17 protein-coding genes are annotated in these 20226 nt (G+C 47.0%); 8 read left to right on the forward strand and 9 right to left on the reverse strand.

The genetic code is table 11. The features are described 5' to 3' along the window. Window positions 1–306: 306 nt before the first annotated feature. The 6 genes from MKZ12_RS21755 to MKZ12_RS21780 all read right to left on the reverse strand — a co-directional run bounded on the left by MKZ12_RS21755 (window position 307) and on the right by MKZ12_RS21780 (window position 5537). Entirely contained in the window at window positions 307–1338 is a 1032-nt protein-coding gene (locus MKZ12_RS21755; RefSeq protein ID WP_339261485.1) for an NAD(P)/FAD-dependent oxidoreductase, read from the reverse strand. Window positions 1339–1341: 3 nt separating this feature from the next. Continuing rightward, window positions 1342–2349: an ABC transporter substrate-binding protein gene (locus tag MKZ12_RS21760; RefSeq protein ID WP_339256620.1), complete on the reverse strand. Its 1008-nt coding sequence runs from the start codon at window positions 2347–2349 to the stop codon at window positions 1342–1344. A 102-nt stretch (window positions 2350–2451) separates the two neighbouring features. Beyond that, window positions 2452–4077 carry a helix-turn-helix domain-containing protein gene (locus MKZ12_RS21765; protein WP_339256622.1) on the reverse strand — a complete coding sequence of 542 codons (1626 nt, stop codon included), beginning with the start codon at window positions 4075–4077 and terminating at the stop codon, window positions 2452–2454. A gap of 214 nt (window positions 4078–4291) precedes the next feature. Then, window positions 4292–4417 (reverse strand): hypothetical protein, encoded by a 126-nt coding sequence (locus tag MKZ12_RS21770; RefSeq protein ID WP_339256624.1) that lies wholly within the window; start codon window positions 4415–4417, stop codon window positions 4292–4294. 59 nt (window positions 4418–4476) lie between these two features. After that, the gene (locus tag MKZ12_RS21775; RefSeq protein ID WP_339256626.1) at window positions 4477–4977 is read right to left on the reverse strand and encodes a hypothetical protein; all 501 of its coding nucleotides are present in this window, start codon (window positions 4975–4977) and stop codon (window positions 4477–4479) included. Continuing rightward, window positions 4977–5537 carry a hypothetical protein gene (locus tag MKZ12_RS21780; protein ID WP_339256628.1) on the reverse strand — a complete coding sequence of 187 codons (561 nt, stop codon included), beginning with the start codon at window positions 5535–5537 and terminating at the stop codon, window positions 4977–4979. The genes MKZ12_RS21775 and MKZ12_RS21780 overlap by 1 nt, the downstream gene beginning before the upstream one ends. Window positions 5538–5719: 182 nt before the next feature. Between MKZ12_RS21780 and MKZ12_RS21785 the strand changes: the two genes are divergently transcribed. Further along, window positions 5720–7912: an ATP-binding protein gene (locus tag MKZ12_RS21785; RefSeq protein WP_339256630.1), complete on the forward strand. Its 2193-nt coding sequence runs from the start codon at window positions 5720–5722 to the stop codon at window positions 7910–7912. Beyond that, on the forward strand, window positions 7899–8609 hold the full coding sequence (locus MKZ12_RS21790; protein WP_339256632.1) for a response regulator transcription factor: 711 nt from the start codon (window positions 7899–7901) through the stop codon (window positions 8607–8609). The genes MKZ12_RS21785 and MKZ12_RS21790 overlap by 14 nt, the downstream gene beginning before the upstream one ends. Window positions 8610–8803: 194 nt before the next feature. Here MKZ12_RS21790 and hcp read toward each other — a convergent pair whose 3' ends face one another. Further along, entirely contained in the window at window positions 8804–10096 is a 1293-nt protein-coding gene (gene hcp / locus MKZ12_RS21795; RefSeq protein ID WP_339236436.1) for a hydroxylamine reductase, read from the reverse strand. Window positions 10097–10408: 312 nt separating this feature from the next. Between hcp and MKZ12_RS21800 the strand changes: the two genes are divergently transcribed. Continuing rightward, a complete protein-coding gene (locus MKZ12_RS21800) occupies window positions 10409–13060 on the forward strand; it encodes a cation-translocating P-type ATPase (RefSeq protein ID WP_339256634.1) in 2652 nt (883 codons plus the stop codon). Window positions 13061–13128: 68 nt separating this feature from the next. Here MKZ12_RS21800 and MKZ12_RS21805 read toward each other — a convergent pair whose 3' ends face one another. Beyond that, complete coding sequence (locus tag MKZ12_RS21805; protein ID WP_339236440.1) at window positions 13129–13512, reverse strand: VOC family protein; 384 nt, start codon at window positions 13510–13512, stop codon at window positions 13129–13131. A 236-nt stretch (window positions 13513–13748) separates the two neighbouring features. Between MKZ12_RS21805 and MKZ12_RS21810 the strand changes: the two genes are divergently transcribed. Further along, window positions 13749–15089, forward strand: a complete 1341-nt coding sequence (locus MKZ12_RS21810; protein WP_339256636.1) for an MFS transporter — start codon at window positions 13749–13751, stop codon at window positions 15087–15089. 135 nt (window positions 15090–15224) lie between these two features. Here the strand turns inward: MKZ12_RS21810 and MKZ12_RS21815 are convergent, their stop codons facing one another. Next, window positions 15225–15881: a DUF2625 family protein gene (locus tag MKZ12_RS21815; RefSeq protein ID WP_339236445.1), complete on the reverse strand. Its 657-nt coding sequence runs from the start codon at window positions 15879–15881 to the stop codon at window positions 15225–15227. A gap of 104 nt (window positions 15882–15985) precedes the next feature. On the opposite strand from MKZ12_RS21815, the gene MKZ12_RS21820 reads away from it, so the two are divergent. The 4 genes from MKZ12_RS21820 to MKZ12_RS21835 all read left to right on the forward strand — a co-directional run bounded on the left by MKZ12_RS21820 (window position 15986) and on the right by MKZ12_RS21835 (window position 20216). Continuing rightward, window positions 15986–17473 carry a right-handed parallel beta-helix repeat-containing protein gene (locus tag MKZ12_RS21820; RefSeq protein ID WP_339256638.1) on the forward strand — a complete coding sequence of 496 codons (1488 nt, stop codon included), beginning with the start codon at window positions 15986–15988 and terminating at the stop codon, window positions 17471–17473. 276 nt (window positions 17474–17749) lie between these two features. After that, the gene (locus MKZ12_RS21825; RefSeq protein ID WP_339256640.1) at window positions 17750–18964 is read left to right on the forward strand and encodes an MFS transporter; all 1215 of its coding nucleotides are present in this window, start codon (window positions 17750–17752) and stop codon (window positions 18962–18964) included. After that, window positions 18957–19520: a TetR/AcrR family transcriptional regulator gene (locus tag MKZ12_RS21830; RefSeq protein WP_339236452.1), complete on the forward strand. Its 564-nt coding sequence runs from the start codon at window positions 18957–18959 to the stop codon at window positions 19518–19520. The genes MKZ12_RS21825 and MKZ12_RS21830 overlap by 8 nt, the downstream gene beginning before the upstream one ends. A gap of 45 nt (window positions 19521–19565) precedes the next feature. Then, window positions 19566–20216, forward strand: a complete 651-nt coding sequence (locus MKZ12_RS21835) for a hypothetical protein (RefSeq protein ID WP_339256642.1) — start codon at window positions 19566–19568, stop codon at window positions 20214–20216. The last annotated feature ends 10 nt before the right edge of the window (window positions 20217–20226 follow it).

Consider the following 20226-nt stretch of genomic DNA (forward strand, 5'->3'; position numbering starts at 1 on the left):
TAGAATTTGAAAAGGGGACCTGAGGGCGAATTAAGATGTCCTGAGTTCCTTAGAAAATCATCTATCCATCCTTAGGTAATCTTCTATCCATTCGCCAAGATTGGCAGTCTGGGATTCAAGACTTTTTATCCAGCTCAAAAAAGGAGTAAACAAACAGCGCCCACCAGAATGATTCAGGTGGCGCTTTTGTTTGCCTTAAATATGTTGCTATTATCAATATGGATATGCAAAAGCCCGACGCAATTTTGAGGCAATTTCGAAATTGTGCCGGGCTCTTCAGATTGAGTTCCATCCGTACTAACCCAACTACGTAGTGGAGAGAGCTTTGTTTTTCTCATAGAATCTGGCATTGTGAGAAGATACACCTGCCATATCCGAGGCACCAGGTTCAAGATACATCTTGGCACTGTTGACCGCAAGCACCGCATCGTTAAAAGCACCTGCAATTAGCCTGACTTTACTTCCATAGGTGATGAAATCACCTGCTCCGAATATGCCTGGAATATTGGTACGCATACGCTGATCAACGGATACGCCGTAGTCTTCCCGCGCCAGTCCCCATTGCACGAGGTTGCCAAAGTCACGATCATACCCATGGCTTACGACGACTTCATCCACCTCAACAGGCATGATCTCACCGGTTTCGACATGGACCAACTCAACACGATCGATTTGATCACCTGTACCGTATAAGCGAGAGATGGTATAGGGTGTCATGACTTTGGATTGAGCTTTCATCTGGGCAACAGGTGACTCATGTCCGCTGAATTCATGGCGCCTGTGTACTACCGTAACTTCACTTGCGATCTTGCCCATTTCATTCGCCCAGTCGACTGCGGAATCGCCACCACCCGAGATCAGAACTCGCTTCCCGGCAAAACGGGACAGATCGGTTATCGTATAATGTAGATTCGTCAGTTCATACCGATTGGCACCCTCGATATCCAGCTTTTGCACCTGAGTCATGCCTCTGCCCGCACATAACAGGATGGTACGTGTGTAATGATGCTCTCCTGTCTTAGAAATGAGTTCAAATACACCATCCTCACGTCGTTCAAGCTCGGCTATTTCCTGTCCAAATACAATCGTTGGATCGAATGTCCTCGCTTGCCTTTCCAGTGAATCAATCAACTTCTCACAGCGAATCGGATCAACCCCACCCACATCCCAGATCAGCTTCTCCGGATAAGTTCGCATGAATCCGCCCAGTTCCTGCTTGGCCTCAATGATCTTGGTACGCATGGCTCTCATGCCACTGTAAAATGAGGCATACATGCCAGCAGGCCCACCACCAATGATCGTAATGTCATAGATATCCATGTGTGTCTCCTTCGTCATCATCTATGGCACCAACTTTTCAACAACGTAGTCCATCAGTTTTACAGAACCGATGGGACCTACACCGGATACGAATTGGCTTGTCTTCAATGGGAAGACATGATCATTCTTCACAGCCTCCAGATTCGACCATACCTGGCTTGCTTTCAGATCTTCCATGGATTTCTTCGTGTCATAACCCACGAGGGTTCTGTCTTCCAGGAAAATATAATCCGGATTCATCTCAGGCAAGAATTCCAGTGAGAACTGGCTAAACCAATCTGTAGAATCTTTGATAGCCTCTGGGCTATTCAGATCCAAGATATCATAGAAGAAAACACTGCTGCTTCCTCCTTTGGGTCCCATGAACCGGTATCGATTGTGCTCTACCCGGAGAACCAATACGGTCTTGTCTCCCAAGGCTGCCGCAATCTTCTCTTTCGCTTGTGCGGCTTTCTCGTCGAATTCAGCCAGTATTTTGGCAGATTCTTCAGTCTTATCGAATAGGACAGCCAACTTCGGCATGGCACGCTTCATTTCACTGTTGGCATCCAGCGCCACCGTTGGAGCAATTTTGGATAACTCGTCATATACACCCTGTTCCATGCCTTCGCCCGCTGTAAGGATCATATCCGGTGACAACGCCAGCAACTGCTCATAGTTATATTGGTATTGCTCCACTTCGATGACCTGAACACCATGTTCTTTAAAATAAGCAGGGCGGTATTCCGCTTCAACTTCGGGAGTTAACAAAACCATTTGGGGTGTAACCCCCATCTCAATCAGATACTCGGCATAGATTGAGTCAAACACAATTAAATTTTGAGGATGGGCAGGAATAGTTACTTCCCCAAACTGATCCTGCACCACTTTAGTTCCAATAGCATCCTCTGTTGGACTCGCTGCTCCTTCAGTTGTAGCTCCAGCTGTTCCAGCTGCAGCGTTCTCTTCAGTAGTTCCACCGGAACATGCGGCCAGCATCATACAGACCACCAACATCAAGATGGCCAATCCTTTGAATCTTCGTGACATGATATACTTCGCCCCTTATCTATAATGATAATGATAATTATTATCAAATGGTATCAAATAAGAAGTGCCGCTTCCATAGCATATCGTGCGTATTCAGTTGGATTATTGTGCTCTCTCATGATGAGATTCCGTAAGATGGCGAACGATCTGATTAAGTATCAATGCATGTCCCGTAATTCCGTGACCGTCCACCCACAGGTTGGTATCCACATAAAATACACGATTATTTTTTACAGCCTGCAGGTCATTCCATTGCGGACTCTCCCATAGTTTGCTCATATTCTCTTCAGCACTAAAGTGCTGCATCATCCGTTTCTCCACAAAAAGGTAGTCAGGATTGGCTTGCGTGAGCAGTTCAAGTGAACAAGGATTAAACCAGGCTGCACCTGAATCCAATGCTTGCGGCAGTGCTAATCCAAGCTGTTTATATAACAAATTCGATACACCGTGGGAATGCCCACCCAGATATCGATAACCAAATGCTTCAACCCTTAGAAGCATGACTGTCGATGCGGATTGAATGATGGGGTGCAACTGTCGCTTGGCTGCATTGACCTCGTGTTTCATCAGCAGAAGCAGTCTATGGACCTCTTCTTCTTTGAGAAACCAGCCTGCCAATTGATTGAGCATTGGTTCCACATCTTGATGAAGTCCGGTTAGAATCGGTGCAATTGTGCGCAGCTCCCTTTTGACCTCCTCTGTTAATATGTTTCCAATCAACATCTCCGGCTGGACTTGGCGAACAAGTTCGATCTCCACCTCATACTGTGTAACCTCCAGCATCTTTACTCCATGTGCTATAAATTGTTCCCGATGATGTACGGACAACAGGAGCGGAGTGACCACTACGGCATGGGGGATGACACCCAGATGAATCATGATTTCACCACAGATGGGAGACAGTGACACGATCTTTCGCTTCGTCATCGTCTGCCTATATTTTTTAGGAGATATGCCCGTTAATTGTTTGAAGCGCCGGCTGAAATAATGGGCATCTTCAAATCCAGACTTCTTGGCAATATCCTGAGAGGTTGCTCTAGTTAATAACAATTCTTCCTGCGCGCGATAGATCCGGTAATGTGCCAGATAATCCAGAGGTGGCTTACCATATCGCTCACTAAATTTGCGGGAATAATGCCACGGGCTCATACCTGAAATCTGGGCTAATTGCTTGCGTGTGATCACCTGATCATGATGCTGCTGCATGTAATGAACGGATCGACGCAGGCTCTCTTCTGTCGTATGCATCTCGTCCGGCTGAGCTTGGTACAGATGGTCCAACAACTCATGAATCAGATGTTGTCTGCGAACCCATACTGCATGTGGATTTTGAGACACATCCCCGCTTACCCGCTGGCTAAGTCTGCCTAAGCTCCCACCCGTCAGTTGTACCTTCTGGTATCCAGTGTCGTGAGGAACATGCCAATAATGCTTCACGATCTCTCGTTGGTTCTGAGGCATTGTGTACGTATGGAATTGAATATGCCACCCTGCCAGATCCTGAAGCCCTCCCTCCATCACTTCAATCACGACATTTTCTTCTACCGCAATAAGTTGTCCATAAGAAACTTCGACTGGATGCCCATTTATTTTCCAAATGGCTTTTCCATCCATAAGGAGGATAAAGGAGGGACTCGAAAAATAATGCACCCTGCCCGCAGTCATCCAGACTGGGGTTAAAGGTTCGGATGATAGCCACTGCGCCACCCATGCTACATTGTTCGTCATAAGATTAATCCTTTCCACGCGCTATCTAACGTTGTACGTTCTTTCATTCATTTGACTTTCTATCATTGTACCATTTTGCATTCCTAGCATAAGATAGGGACTATCAAAACCCAAAAAAGAAGCAAGCGCATCACACATGTGTGGTCGGCTTGCTTCTTCTCATGGTCTGTTTTTGTTCCTCAGCAGGAAACAGAATGATTGCGGAAAAGGGGGATTACTTCGCGGCGGTGGTGGTGTTCACTCGCAATTGTTCATTCAATTTCAGCACATTTTCAAATTTCGAAATGCGGTTGCCATTCTTGGATCCGTATATGCCTGGGTACACAGGTATCATAGACATGCTCACCTCCTTTCCTGATCATCCGTTGAAAGATTGCGAAATCGATTGCACAATTTCAATTACACCAATGTTTTTATTTTCAGATAAGCCAGAAGGGTATCCAGTTCCGCCGTATAGACATGCTCTGTTCTTCCATTTCGTACCTGACTATCCGTCCGTTTGGCGAACTTGCTGTAAAGCCTGTTAATATAATGGTTATCTGCAATGGCATGGAACTGTAGCGCTTGAATATATGGGTTCTCCTCACAGATCCATAACACCACATCCCGAAGTCCTGCAAAAAACACTCTGCTGCTGCGATATTTTTCAGCCAAGATGGCTGAATCAATGAATGCCGTGTGCCTGTCTTCCGTATATCGATACTGAATGAATGCACTCAACTGCCCCTGCTCATCGTCGAATAAAAGCAAATGTGCTTGCTGTACCGTACTTATCAGATGGAGCAAAGCATCATGCAGCATATATTGCTCATCGAACTCATCACTGTTTGTCAGATAAAACCGGGCAAAAAGGGCATAATCCTCGTCTTTTAATGTATCGTGGGCCTTGAGTTGCAGCATCAAGACGACTCCACCTTTCCATGTTTCTCCTTCATCCTTGAGTCTCGCTCAAAAGAAGCGAGGTATGAACGAAGCTCTGCAAGCTGCACAACGTAAGCATTTAGCTCACCTTCTTCACCGATCATGCTTGTAACTTGCTTCGCAATTTTGGAGAATAACCTGTGGTTGGCTTCTTCACTGAGAGCCCAGAACCTAATTTCCTGCACAGGTTCCTCATCCGCATATTCATCCAATTGTTCCACCAAGAACTGAAGACCCTCGATAAAAATCCTGCTTCGGCGTTGCTCATGTACAATGAAAGCCACCTGAAGCTGAATCACATGTCGATCCTCATAATCATGCTCTCCCGTGCCATGAATATATCCAAACGCACCTGCCACCTCATCCTCATCATCAAAGCATAACATCGCCCCCCCAGCCATAAGCAGTGGGCTAGAAATATAGCTGAGTGTCGTCGGAAAGGAATAGGGCAGCTTCAATTCAAGATAATGAGCCAGTAGAAAGTCCATATATCTATGCTGGTACATATAGGTTGAACATTTAGCAAAGTAGTGACTCATACGTATGTTCCCTTTCTATTACCGGGTCTTTATCCCTACAAGTTATGTGGTCTATTGTACTCACGTTAGTTTAAGTTTTGTTTAAGTCCGGGAAATTTCGTCAAAAATCTTCTTTCTGCAAACCCGGGAACCATCTATAATAAAAAAATATACGATCTTACCCTGGCCGGAGGTCACCCTAGATGAAGCTTATCCCATCGGCTCGCAGTCTCATCCGCAAACGAACTTTTCTTCTGAGAAGCCTGTTCCTGCTTGTGATTGCTACCGGAATTCTGATGATATATATATCAAAAACAGCCCCATTAACAGCAGTTAAAGACCACGCGCTAATCTCCGCAGAACACGGAGTCCTGGATATGTCTGATCGTTCTGACTCCATCTTGCCCAATGTGACTTTGGATGGCGAATGGGAGTTTTACTGGCGTCAACTGTTGGAACCGATTGATTTTCAAGCTGCTGCCCCACCTGTCCCTGCCTTTGAACAAGTACCCGAGCCCTGGATATCGTACCAACAGGACAATGATTCATTTCTACCCAATGAAGGCTATGCAACCTACAGACTGCGAATTCTCCTTCCGGATGAGCGATCAAGCAGTTCAACACTTGCCCTTTATTCCAAGAGCATCGCCTCGGCTTACCGAATCTGGATTAATGGTCAACTGCAAGGTGGCAATGGTACTGTTGGCAAGGATCATTTCTCCGAGAGTCCAAAAAGTTATCCCAAAGTCATCTATTTCGAATCGCATCCTGGATGGAACGAAATTGTCATTCAAGTGTCCAACTTCTCGCAGCGAAATTCAGGCATCTGGCAGAGCATGGAGCTTGGAACAGCAGAGAATATCTCCTGGCTACGGATTCTTCATATCGCCGCACAGTCAGGTATTGTCGGGATTTTTGGTGTGATGGCATTATATTACGGACTGGTCTACCTAAACCGCAGAAAAGAATTTTCCGCTCTGCTGTACAGTCTGCTCTGTCTGTCTGTGGGTGTACGTACGGTGGTACTTGGTGAATCGACAGCGTTATATCTTCTGCCTGATCTCCCATGGGAGTGGGCGGTCAAAGCCGAATACATATCCGTCGCCCTGACGGCATTATTGCTCATTTTGTTTATTAACAGGGAATATCCCAAGGAATCTGTATCCTGGGTGTCTAAAGTCGGCGGACTTGTTCTGCCGGTTTTTATCCTGTTATTCCTGCTCACACCGGCTCGTGTATATACCTATGTTCTGACACCTTTTACATGGGGAGTTCTGTTTCCTTCACTGATCTATACACTCTATATGTATGTCCGATCTGCCTTCAGACGGAGAAAGGGTGCTGGCACCAGTATGATCGGTTTTGTGTTTTTCATGGCCTTTGCCCTGAATGATATGCTCTTCTACACGGTCCATTTACCCACGGAGGACATGCTCTCCATCGGGTTGCTTATTTTTCTGTTAACCCAGGCGTATAATCTGTCTTCCCGCTTCTCGCGAGCATTACGGCAAAAGGAACAACTGTCCCTACAGCTTCAACGAACGAACCAAAGGCTGGAACGAACCGTGGAGGAGCGAACCCGTTCATTGCGGCAAAGCAATGCAGAGCTTCAGGAAGCTAACCAGAAGATGGCTGAATTCGAGTTGTTCCGTGTTCGGCTCCTGTCTAACATCTCTCATGAGCTGAGCACACCGATCACATCCATTAAGGGTTTCGCCAAAGCGTTGCGAGATGGCATTATTACGACTGAAGCACCCAAGTATGTGAACCGGATTTACACACGTTCCCTGCTACTCGAACGAATGATCCATGATCTGATTGAGCTTACGAAGCTGGAGACCAACCAGGTGCAGTTTCAGATGCAGGACCTTCATTTGCTCTCATTCGTGCAGGACTTGTTCCAAAAATATGAAGCAGACGTAGAGACGCAAGGTATCCATTACCGTCTGAATCTGCCTGTGGAATCAAACTTCGGGGACATGGACTCCGGTGGTTGGATCGTGAAACTGGATCCCATTCGAATCGAACAGGTGCTGTCCAATCTGATCTCGAATGCACTGCGATTCACGCCTCAGTCCGGCACGATCTGTGTGCGTCTTCATCTTGAGGAAACACCCCTAACAGAAACAGGATGGACCGCCTGCATCTGTGTTGAGGATACGGGCACGGGCATTCCGCCGGAGTGGCAGGAACGAATCTTTGAACGTTTTGAACAAGCCAGTCAGCAGATTGGAGTTGAACACAGGGGTTCAGGGCTGGGGCTCGCCATCTGCAAAGAAATTATGTATTATCACAATGGAGAGATTGGGGTAACCAGTGAGCCAGGTTCAGGCAGTCAGTTCTGTTTTCGGTTACCCGCCTGGAGAGGAAGGTTGCCGGAAGATGACATACACTGAAGAGCGCCGACGCATTCTAATTGTGGAGGATGATATTGATATCGCAGATCTGGTCACGATCTATCTGCATAATCAGAACTACATAACTCATGTAGCGCATACGCTTGAAGAAGCTACGAAGCTGCTGGAACAGCGACGCCCTGATCTCATTTTGTGTGATATCATGCTGCCTGACGGAACAGGCACCGACTGGATACGAGGGCTTCGGAAGAGTGCTGATCTGCCTGTCATTTTTCTCAGCAGCCGGCAGGAAACCGAGGATATCGTTCAAGGGCTGGAACTGGGGGATGATTATATAACCAAACCGTTCGATCCGGATATTATGGTCGCCAGGGTCAAAAAAAGACTACGACCTGCACCCTCCACATCTGAAAACATGGTTGCCTCTGGTGAGAACGTATGGCGTGACGGCTGGCTCGATCTGCATTTTGGCCGCTTTGAAGTCCGGGTCAACGGCAAAGAGATTAGCTTACCTGCTAAAGAACTGCAACTTCTGTTCCTCATGGCAAGTCGTCCAGGGCACGTTTTTAGTACAGACTACCTTTTTGAACGCATATGGGGGCTGGATAACTGGAGTGATGTTCGCACGGTCATGGTGCACCTTCATCACCTGAGACGCAAAATTGAGGATACCTCCAGTACCCATCGCTACATTATCACCGTTCGCGGGATCGGCTACAAATTCCACGCACGGTGAGATGGAGCGTAGCAGCCCTATATATTTCACTTAATAGACCTGCTACATCCGTTAAACCAGAACAGAGGGCTACCCTATATAGTCATGTTATGACTTTGTAGGATAGCCCTCTTCACCTTTCCAAGTTTCACATGGCAAATAATCCATTACCAGGCCCACTAAGACCCCTCGCCCCAAATTCCAATGAACTCACCTTATGACAGTGCCAACATCGCGTTCATATCTTCTTCTGCCGTTGTAATTAACTTCAGACCAAACATATCCACGAGTACATCCAAGACCCCTTCGGATATGAATTCAGGCGGTTTCGGTCCAATTCGAATATCCTGAATGCCTAGGCTGAACAGGCCGAGCAGGATCGCAACTGCTTTTTGCTCAAACCAGGACAGCACGATGCTGACCGGTAATTCGTTGACGGTACAGCCAAAAGCATCCGCCAAAGCCAATGCAATTTTCACCGTAGAACCGGAATTATTGCATTGACCCAGATCGATATAACGCGGGATACCCGTGTCTCCGACCGTACCGTAATCCACATCGTTGAAGCGGAACTTGCCACAAGACGTGGTCAGAATCACAGTATCATTCGGTAATGATGTCGCGAGTTCACGATAGTAGTTGCCCCCTTTACCGGGTGCATCACAGCCTGCAATGACAAAGAATCGACGGATATGGCCGTCTTTCACCGCTTGAATGATCTCAGGCGCAAGCCCGATCACGGTTTCATGGTGGTATCCTGTCGTTAAGACTTGCTCCGACTGTACATCAGCCGCAGGCAGTGACAATGCACGCTCAATCAGAGGTGAGAAGTCATCATCCATAATCTTGGCCACACCCTCCAGACCCGCCACTTCATACGAGAAAAAGCGGTCTGCATATGTTCCTTTGATCGGCATGACACAGTTGGTCGTTGCGAGAATAGCACCCGGAAATTGTTCAAAGAGTCTTCTTTGATCGTACCAGGCTTTACCGATATTGCCCTTCAGATGTGCATACTTCTTCAGTGCCGGATAACCGTGCGCAGGTAACATTTCCGAGTGGGTATAGATGTTGATTCCTTTCCCTTCGGTTTGACGAAGCAGCTCCTCCAATGCATACAGATTATGTCCCGTCACCACAATACACTGTCCTTCGATCTGGTTCTGGCTAACCGTAATCGGTTGCGGTACACCAAAGCGGTCCGTATGCGCACGATCCAGCACGTCCATAATGCGGATAGCTGCATTACCTACCTTCATCGCCATATCCAGATGTTCCTGCACATTAAAATTCGAGTTCGTTAATGTCATATATAATGCCTCATGTGTAATTCGATCCACTTCAGGATCAGAATATCCCAACTGGCGTGCGTGTGTCGCATAAGCAGCGATTCCTTTTAACGCAAAGATCATCGTATCCTGCAAACTCGCGATTGTTTCGTTTTTGCCGCAAACCCCTACCACGGTACACCCGCCACTCGGCGTCTGTTCGCATTGATAACAAAACATATGGATTCCCCTCCAAACTTAGATTAAAACGCCCTTCGTTATGTAATAGCGTAACAGACCCGAATATGCGCTAGTGTGATGGTGCACACAGTTTTTGCTCTAAATCTATATTGGTTTTCAAGACCATCATGCACACTGGAAATAATAATATTCGAAAAAAGGCATATCTCGGATCATTATGAAAAATACTGTGTACAGCTAAAAATCGTATATCATCCATGATCTTAAAAAAATACGGAAACGAAACGATTCTAGATTTTGTCCGTAAGGGTAATACACAGAGAGAAATCTACTTTTCAAGGAGCTGGTCAATTGCAACATTATAGACACAGTGCGGAGGAAACCCTTCAGGATGTACAGAGTTCCTCCAAGGGACTCACAACCTCCGAAGCTGCAAAGAGACTTGAAACCGAAGGATATAACGAATTAAAAGGGAAAGATGCAACACCTGTCTGGAAATTGTTCCTCGAAAATTTCAAAGATCCGATGGTCATCGTGCTGCTGATTGCAGCCGCCGTACAGGTTGTACTTGGACACCTGATTGAATCGTTGATCATATTCCTGGTTATTTTGCTTAACGCAGTAATCAGTGTCGTGCAGACCAAAAAAGCCGAGAGTTCGCTTGACGCGCTGAAACAAATGTCTGCACCCGAAGCCAAAGTCATTCGTGATGGGCAGAAAAAAACCATTCCGGCGAGAGAACTCGTTCCCGGTGATATCGTTATGCTGGACGCAGGTGATTATGTCCCGGCAGACGGGCGAATCCTGGAATCAGGAAGTTTGAGGATCAACGAAGGCATGCTGACCGGAGAATCCGAAGCTGCGGAAAAACACGCCGATACCATCCCGGATGAAGCTCCAATCGGAGATCGTCGCAATATGGCCTTCAGCGGCTCACTGGTCGTATATGGACGGGGCATGCTCGTTATTACAGGTACGGCTCTCAAAACTGAAATTGGCAAAATTGCCGAACTGATTGAAAATGCCGAAGCCAAGAACACGCCATTACAGCGCAAGTTGGAATCATTCAGCAAAAAACTGGGCTTTTTCATCCTGGGCTTGTCGATTCTCATCTTTGGCATTGAAGCCGGTCGTGTATGGTTGACCGAGGGTACGGAGAATATCGGACCATCCATCGTGAATGCACTCATGTTTGCTGTAGCTGTTGCAGTTGCTGCCATTCCTGAGGCACTATCCTCCATTGTGACGATCGTGTTGTCACTCGGAACCAATAAGATGGCCAAACAACATGCGATCATTCGCAGACTGCCTGCCGTGGAAGCACTCGGTTCTGCCAGCATCATCTGTACGGACAAAACAGGAACGCTAACTCAGAACAAGATGACTGTCGTGGATTATTACATTCCCCATGGCACCAAGGACGAATTCCCCGATGATCCCGATCAGTGGTCGGAAGAGGAACGACGTTTATTACATATTGCAGTGCTCTGCAATGATTCGAATATTAACCAGGAAGGCAAGGAGCTGGGTGACCCTACCGAAGTGGCTCTCATCGCCTTCAGCAACCGGGTGAACAAGGATTACAATGAAATCCGTGACCAGTTTCCACGTGAAGCCGAGCTTCCTTTTGACTCGGATCGGAAACTCATGAGTACGGTTCATACGTTTGAAGGACAGACGGCTTTGCTGACCAAAGGTGGACCAGATGTACTGTTCAGTCGCTGTAGCCATGTGTTTATCAATGGTGAAGTTCAGCCCCTCACACCCGAGATTCGCACACAATTTGAAGAGAAAAATGAGGCCTTCTCCAAACGTGCCTTCCGCGTACTGGCCTATGCGTACAAAAAATTTGATGACAAAAACCAGGTCACTATTGATGACGAGCATGATCTGACGCTGGTTGGTCTGACTGCGATGATTGACCCACCGCGTGAAGCGGTATACGGCTCTATTGAAGAGTCCAAAAAAGCGGGCATTCGCACCATCATGATCACCGGAGACCACAAAACGACGGCTCAGGCCATCGGTGTGGATATCGGCCTTGCCGAACCGGATGATCTCGCCATTACCGGCGCCGAACTGGACAAAATGTCCGATGAAGAGCTGGATCAAAAACTCGAACATATCTCGGTCTACGCCAGAGTATCACCTGAGAACAAAATCCGAATCGTGCGTGCATGGCAACGCAAAGGTAAAGTAGCAGCCATGACCGGAGATGGGGTCAATGATGCACCTGCACTGAAACAGGCCGACATCGGCGTAGCAATGGGTAGCGGCACGGATGTCGCCAAGGATGCGGCTGCCATGATTCTGACGGATGATAACTTTGTCTCCATCGTGAATGCGGTCAGTGTAGGGCGGATGGTATTTGATAATATCAAAAAAGCCATCGCATATCTGTTCGCTGGTAACCTCGGCGCGATTATCGCCATTTTGTTTGCCTTGATCGTCGGCTGGGTTAATCCATTTACGGCCCTTCAGCTGCTGTTCATCAATCTGGTGAACGACTCCCTGCCTGCCATCGCTTTGGGCACAGAAAAGCCCGAGCCAGATGTCATGCGGCGTAAACCACGCGATATTAACGAAGGCATCTTCGCAGGCGGAACCCTGCAAGCGGTCATTACGCGTGGTGTCCTGATTGGTGCGGCTGTAATCGTATCTCAATATATCGGGCTTGGCATCTCGGAGGAAATCAGCGTAGCTATGGCCTTCACCACCTTGATTCTGGCACGCAGTCTGCAAACTTTTGCAGCACGTTCCAATACACAAACCATCTTCCAGGTGGGCTTCATGACCAATAAATTTGTGCTTGGTTCCATTCTGGTATGTCTCTGTCTCTATGCAATCACACTGATTCCAGGTGTTCGCGGCGTCTTCGCTATCCCGGATACATTCGGTTGGAATGAGTTCCTGATTGCAGGCGAACTCGCTCTTGTTGCCGTCATTCTGATGGATGTCATCAAGTGGGTTCGCAATCGCGGCAAACAAGTTACTGCGGCATAAGCTCTTCAGATATCGTACGTATGCACAAACAGGCGCCCGTGATCGGAGCGCCTGTTTCTGTATCAAATTCACCCCTGTTTGATGCCAAAAGCGATCCATCGTCCATCAATATCCTCGATCACAAACTCTTTGTTATTATAGTCTGTATGATTGAGGGCACGTACGATCTTCACATCTGCGTTGATCAATTCCTGTTGAAGCTCTTCCTGATTCTTGGTAATAAAATAGGCATCATATCCGTAACCATATAATTCTCTGTTGGGTATTACCTTTTGTCCATTGCTTTGGGTTAAAATAATCTCGGTAAGATCACGATAAAGACAGATATGAGGTTCGGCTGCATTGAGATATTCGACCACACGAAAGCCCATCTTTTTTTCATAAAATTGTGCTGTTCGCTTCATATCCAACGTCGGAAATACGCTGTGGGACATTAATAGTAAGTGATCCATACTGTAAACTCCTTATAAAATAATCAATCTAGTTATGTATTCCAACCATCATTTTACCCAATTTAAGGGAACTAGTCTATAAATTAAAACTCTGCATTACATAAATTCAACTGATATTCAGTATGACATTATTGCCATATAATAAAATGAAGTGTAAAATGATATATTGCTTTTCATCACATTTTCATCCATGCTCAATCCGAATTCACATTCATAGATAAGACAGGAATGGTCACGTGAAAGATAAAATTGTCATGCCACTCTGGACGTGCTGCTTGTTCATCGTTGTGATGAACACCACCATGTTCAATGTTTCATTGCCCGTCATTATTCATGATCTACAGATTACCTCAGACCTGGGTTCCTGGGTCATCTCAAGTTATTCCATTGGTTACGCCCTGTCAACGGTGATATACAGTCGATTATCAGACCGAATTCCGGTACGCAAACTGCTCACGGTCGGGCTTCTGATCCTGGGGTTATCTTCATTGCTGGGGTTGTTCGCACATAACTTCGCAATCCTGTTGCTCACACGCATTCTGCAATCTGCAGGTGCAGGGGTGATGGCTGGTCTGGGTCTCGTCATCGCGAGTCGTTACATCCCGGTGGAACGGCGTGGAGCTGCCATCGCACTCATCTCATCAGGCAGCGCCATGGCTTTTGGACTTGGCCCCATTGTCGGCGGACTTATTAGTGAGTACTGGGGCTGGAACGGACTTTTTGCCATAACCGTGCTTGTCCTGCTAGCCCTGCCTGTCCTGCTCTATTTTCTACCACCTGAATCCGTCAAAACGGATCAGCCGTTTGATGTTATTGGTGCCATACTAACCGTCATTAATGCAACTACACTTCTCGTCGCGATCACCCAGCAGTCCTGGTTATGGTTAGCTATTGGCGTTATTTCACTTGTAGCACACCTCCTGTATATTCGGAAAGCGAGTCTTCCGTTTGTGAATCCACAAGTGTTTCGAACACCAGGATACACCCGCTTAATTCTTATAGGATTCTGCGTGCTGGTCGTGAATCTGGGCAATCTGTTCTTGATGCCGCTTGTGCTCGCAGATCTCTATGGACGCTCATCGCTCGCCATCGGTATGCTGATTGCTCCAGGAGCCATTGTTGCAGCATTCTGCACCCGTTTCGTCGGCCGCTGGATCGACCGTTATGGCAATATGCGGTTTATGATCATCGGACACATCCTGCTCGCAGCGGTACTTGCCTTATTCATGCTCGGACTGGATCAATCCGCCCTGATCATTACCAGTGGTTATCTCTTTTTCTCACCGGCACTCTCGGCATCTATGGCTTCATTGAATAATGAAGCTTCACGTGTGCTGCCCAAATCACAGATTGGTTCAGGAATGGGCATGTTACAATTGATTCAGTTCTTCGGTGGATCGGTATCTGTAGCGGTATGCGGGTTGCTGTTGCACAGCATTCCGGGAGTATCAGTAGAGGAAGCTTATCATGTGGTATACGCTTGTCTGTTGCTCGTCTGCGTTGTTTCACTGGGTCTGACCGTCTGGCATAGCAGAGCTTCACGCTCTGGCATGGAACCTCTTGCATCCGGTAGTTAAATTGTTCAACAGAGAAAGGCTCGCGCCTTAGCGCGAGCCTTTTTACGAATTCGGACAGGAGGTTTCAGTTTCAAAAATGAGTATGCATTCCATGAAATAGCCACCACTCCTTATCCTTCTCAAGCAGCATGCCGACTATTTCCCATCCAGGGCTGACTTCCAGGCCTCCATGATGCTAATTGGGGATTTGCTACTGCTCTCGCCGCCACCTTCCTTGGTCCAAAGTGGTGGATAATATGCAAATACTTGTCCCGTCTGGAGCTGTGCCATATCCTCCTGCCAACCTTTCCAGCGAAACGTCTGATAGAACTGCCCCAGATCGCCATCCGCCAGCCAGTTAATGAACTCTGAATATGTCAGTTCTGTCGATTCCCATTCAAGTGTATCCGGTGCAAAATAATAGATATGTCCCGTACGGCCATACTTGCCTGTATCCAGTCCGAAGAAACCACCTGCCGCATCATATGCGACGATCATCATACCTTCCAGAACATCTACCCAAGGTTGCTCACTCACACCATTCCAACTGGTGAGGCTTCCATATGTACTGTCACCACCCGCACCAAGCAGCGTGATCCAGCCATGGTCAAGTACGATACCTTCTGTCTCATAAGCAACAACTCCCAAATAGGATTTCGTACTTATTTGCAGACGATAGAGGGTATCCTCTCCCGCCTCCTGCTTTGCTGGAACATACACATATGTATTTTGCCCGCTATCCAGAAGTTCCTTGAGTTCTTCCCATGCGTGATTCTCCCGATCTACTAATTCAGCTACAGTTAATGTATTCATGAGCAGTCTCCTCCCTGATTTGATAAAAAGCATATCATGGCTTATTAACCCGTTCAAATCTGCTATAATCTAGCTTCGCAGGTAAATACAAAGGAGGAACAACTTTGATTCGTACAGTTTTGCTGATTATGCCGATTCTACTGTTATTCGCATCTGGTTGTCAGGACCGCACCCAGTCCATGAAGACACCCGTTTCTGTTCAAAAGTTGGATCCTCAGGTCATCCATTACATATCCCCCCATGGAAACGACGCGAATAAAGGAACCCTTCAATCTCCGTGGAAAACGTTACAGCACGCAGCCGACCATGCTTCGCCAGGAAGTACGATCTATTTGCGTGAAGGTGTCTATCATCAGAAAGTCAAAATCACCCGGAGCGGCCATTCCTCCGGTAATCCGACCCTATTTGCCAGCTATCCGCAAGAGAATGTCGTCATTGATGGAGAAGGCCTCGCTGTTCGAGGCATCGAAGGACTGATTGAAATTGATAATGCCAGTTATATCACCATTCAAAACCTCGAAATTCGTAACTTCACGACCACTCTGGGGGGCCAGGTTCCAACCGGGATCTATGTCCACGGGGCAGGTGAGCATATTCAGTTGTTGGGTAACACCATACACGCGATCGCTAGTTACGCACCTCCTGAGGGTCCCAATTTGAGGGGCAGGGATGCCCACGGTATTGCCCTATATGGTACAGAGCACCCTCAAGCATTACGCGATATCATCATTAAGGATAATGAATTGTATGATCTTACCCTTGGTTCCAGTGAGTCACTTGCAGTCAACGGCAATGTCGATACCTTTGCCATACAGAACAATATCATCCATGATTCCGACAACATTGGTATTGATCTGATCGGGTATGAGGGTACGTCCGAAGACGACACGTACGATCAGGCTCGGAACGGCATTGTACGAGGCAACGAAGTATACGATATTACGTCCAATAACAATCCCTCCTATGGAACTGACCTGCCCAATGATAGCAACTCGGCTGGTGGCATCTATGTCGATGGCGGGAAAGATCATATCATCGACCAGAACCGGGTATACAGGAACGACATCGGAATTGAGATAGCCTCAGAGCATGCCGGGCGTTCAACCAGCAACATTACCGTGCGGGATAACCTGATCTATTCCAACCGATTGACGGGCATTGCCATGGGAGGTTATGACGATGAACGTGGAGCTACCGAGGATAGCAAGATTATGTACAATACGCTTGTAGGGAATGACACCCTGAATGCAGGCAATGGACAGTTATTCATGCAGTCACGGACGAAGAACAATACGTTCATGCGCAATATTCTCGTATCGGGCAGCTCGGAAGTCCTGATATACAATGAATATACAACCAATACCGGCAATATGTTTGACTATAATGTCTATTACTCACCAGGAGAGCAGGAAGATGCCCTGTGGGTTTGGAAAAATAAGGCCTACTCCGGCATCGCCGCCTACCTAAAGGGATCTGGTAACGATGCACACTCCATATATGTGGATCCGGCATTTATGAATGAACCGAGCGAAGATTTCCGCCTTCATGCGAATTCTCCAGCGAAGTCGTATGGCTACCTTGCTCCGCGGTAACGTTAATCTGATGCTATTCCAGTGGAATTAGCCCCTCCTATTTTCACACCAATTAAAGAAGCCTGTGTTATGTGGGATCACTTCGCCATATGCACAGGCTTCTTTTCGTTTCTTTTGATACAATCCAGCTCTTAACTTCTTACCATATAGGCTGAATCTCACCTGCACCAAAAAAATCATGTTTGCATATCGAAACGCACTTTACAATCTGACCATCGTCAGGTAAAATCATTTCAACATGTCGGCCGACAGAGATCAGTATACATGGAGGATCCTATGAGCACTTCGACTACTAGCCCTACACCTCAGCAACTCTGGGGAAGATCATTTATTTTCATCATGTTAGCCAACGCACTATTGTTTATGGCCTTTGAGATGTTACTCCCCACATTGCCATTGTTCGTTTCCAGTTTGGGTGGAGAAGCTTCACAGATCGGTCTTGTTACCGGCATATTTATGTTTTCTGCCATTTTGATTCGACCCTTCACGTCCGTTTTAGCGACCCGAATAGATAAAAAGGTTCTGTTAATTATCGGCATAACCATCTGTGCATTCATGACAGGTGCATACTACCTATCGTCAGGTATTGGGATGATTCTTCTATTTCGAGTGATCCATGGATTCGGATTTGGTTTGGCAACGACCTATTTTGCGACGATTGCTACAGAAAACATTCCAAGAGATCGCCGGGGAGAAGGCATGGGGTATTTTGGGGTAGGCGAGACCGTCGCCATATCCATCGGTCCCTTGATTGGTACCAGTCTGTTGTTTAAGTATGACTATCAGAGCCTGTTTATGGGAGGCATGTGCATTTTGCTGCTAGCTCTCCTGATGGCCGTGTTTGTTTCCAGAAAGCCCAAGGGGTTACCTAATCACAAAAACGTCGAACTTCCAGCTGCAACCGTCAAGTTGATCGAAAAGAAAGTACTGTTCCCTTCGCTGCTGATCATGCTGGTTGGCATTGCAGCCGGCTCCATCATGTCCTTTGTGGCTTTATTCGCCGCCGAGAGAGGATTCAACAATGTCGCCTGGTTTTTCTTTATCGTTGCTATCGCCAGTTTCACTGTTCGGTTGTTCTCTGGGAAAATGTTTGATCGACACGATCCAGGCTCCGTGTTGTTGCCTTCTGCGGTGTTTGCAATCGCAGGACTGTTGGTTCTAATTATCGCCCAACATGATGTGCAATTCCTGATCGCTGGCGCGTTATACGGCTTTGGCTTCGGTGCCATATTCCCGGCGATTCAGACCTGGTGTGTGAACCTTGTGGAGGAACATGAGCATGAAAATGCGATGGCTTCCTTCTTTAATTTTTTTGACCTCGGGATTGGCGGTGGTTCGTTGATCCTTGGCGTGGTGGCTTCTGTATTTTCCTATACAGTGGTGTACGCTATCGCTATAGGCATTTTTGTGGTATATATCTTGTTATATTTGGTATACTCCCAAAAACAGCAGAGGTATACCGCTCGCCAACTGGAGGTAGACATTGAGTAAAAAACGAATCAAGGAAATTGCCATTCAACATTTTAATCGTCTGGGCTACGAGGGGACCAAGATGGCGCAGATTGCCGAAGAGGCAGGCATTCGCAAGCAATCTCTGGCCTATCACTATTCTTCCAAAAAAGCGTTATTGCTGGAGTTATACGAGGAAGTTGTGCAGGAGGAACAGCAGTTTGTACGCCAATTTTTCAGTGAGTCTGTTACCCAAACTCTGGATCAGCAGCTGTACGCCTTTTTGCATGAACACAAAAATCGTTTCCTGACCCATCCAAACGTGGCTTTTATGTATATCCTGTCGTTCATCACACCACTGGAGGTACATGATTTTGTGTTGGCCCAATATCGAACGTATCTCGGGACACTGAAGGAAGAGTTAGCAGCCGTCTTTACCAAACATCCGGATATACGCCTCAGTTCGGAAGAAGCCACCGTGGCCTTTGTGACCATGATGGATGGATTGGACGTACAGCTCGTATATGAGACACGGCAATCTTATGAACAAGCGCTGGCGATTACCTGGAATGTCTTCTGGTCAGGCATCCAGCGCTAACCAATGGATACGATGAAACTACACAAGTAGGAGGAATCAGACAACATGCAACAACTGGATGCGGCCTTAAGCCGTTTTGTGGAACAGCAGGATTTATATAATGAAGCTTACGGGCTTTTCAAAAATCATGATCTTCGTCCGCGCAAACACCATCACCAGCCGGAAGTAGATACACGAATACCGCTTTCACCGGAACTTCAATACCTGTACAGTCATTATGAAATGATGGATGCAGACGCTGAAGGTACACTCAAAATGAAAAATGCCGCCGTCGAGATCGGTGATGCCGCATTGATCTTCTTTGTTGCACCTGAACATCTGCTTCGTCAGCAACTGGGGTTCCGCTGGATTGGCATGAATGAACCTTATGAGGAGTCCTCCACTTGGCCAAAAAATCATATCGTCATCGCAAACTTTAACGATGATCCTTTAATTGTGGATGTGGAAGCACCGCACTCTCCCGTATATGCCGCTTTTACAGGTGGAGAACCAAACCGTGTTGCCGATTCGCTGTCTGACTTTTTCAATGCACTAGCCATCCTCATTGAAGCGGCACGGAGCTATGCCGGAGAATTGAAAGATGAAGAAACCTATGAGACCAAGCCAGAGGTTCTGGAACAAGTGGAGCCTTTATTGCAGGATCTGTTGGGAGAAGAATATACTGCTCATCTCTTCGAGTATCTGTCATTTTGTTAAACCGTTGAAT

The sequence above is a fragment of the Paenibacillus sp. FSL R5-0713 genome, assembly GCF_037973325.1.
Classification (GTDB): domain Bacteria; phylum Bacillota; class Bacilli; order Paenibacillales; family Paenibacillaceae; genus Paenibacillus.

Excerpts from the sequence above, each read along its gene's own strand:
- MKZ12_RS21755 (WP_339261485.1), bottom strand. The coding sequence starts at position 1,338 with ATGACGAAGGAGACACACATGGATATCTATGACATTACGATCATTGGT.
- MKZ12_RS21760 (WP_339256620.1), bottom strand. The coding sequence starts at position 2,349 with ATGTCACGAAGATTCAAAGGATTGGCCATCTTGATGTTGGTGGTCTGT.
- MKZ12_RS21765 (WP_339256622.1), bottom strand. The coding sequence starts at position 4,077 with ATGACGAACAATGTAGCATGGGTGGCGCAGTGGCTATCATCCGAACCT.
- MKZ12_RS21770 (WP_339256624.1), bottom strand. The coding sequence starts at position 4,417 with ATGTCTATGATACCTGTGTACCCAGGCATATACGGATCCAAGAATGGC.
- MKZ12_RS21775 (WP_339256626.1), bottom strand. The coding sequence starts at position 4,977 with ATGCTGCAACTCAAGGCCCACGATACATTAAAAGACGAGGATTATGCC.
- MKZ12_RS21780 (WP_339256628.1), bottom strand. The coding sequence starts at position 5,537 with ATGAGTCACTACTTTGCTAAATGTTCAACCTATATGTACCAGCATAGA.
- MKZ12_RS21785 (WP_339256630.1), top strand. The coding sequence starts at position 5,720 with ATGAAGCTTATCCCATCGGCTCGCAGTCTCATCCGCAAACGAACTTTT.
- MKZ12_RS21790 (WP_339256632.1), top strand. The coding sequence starts at position 7,899 with ATGACATACACTGAAGAGCGCCGACGCATTCTAATTGTGGAGGATGAT.
- hcp (WP_339236436.1), bottom strand. The coding sequence starts at position 10,096 with ATGTTTTGTTATCAATGCGAACAGACGCCGAGTGGCGGGTGTACCGTG.
- MKZ12_RS21805 (WP_339236440.1), bottom strand. The coding sequence starts at position 13,512 with ATGGATCACTTACTATTAATGTCCCACAGCGTATTTCCGACGTTGGAT.
- MKZ12_RS21815 (WP_339236445.1), bottom strand. The coding sequence starts at position 15,881 with ATGAATACATTAACTGTAGCTGAATTAGTAGATCGGGAGAATCACGCA.
- MKZ12_RS21825 (WP_339256640.1), top strand. The coding sequence starts at position 17,750 with ATGAGCACTTCGACTACTAGCCCTACACCTCAGCAACTCTGGGGAAGA.
- MKZ12_RS21835 (WP_339256642.1), top strand. The coding sequence starts at position 19,566 with ATGCAACAACTGGATGCGGCCTTAAGCCGTTTTGTGGAACAGCAGGAT.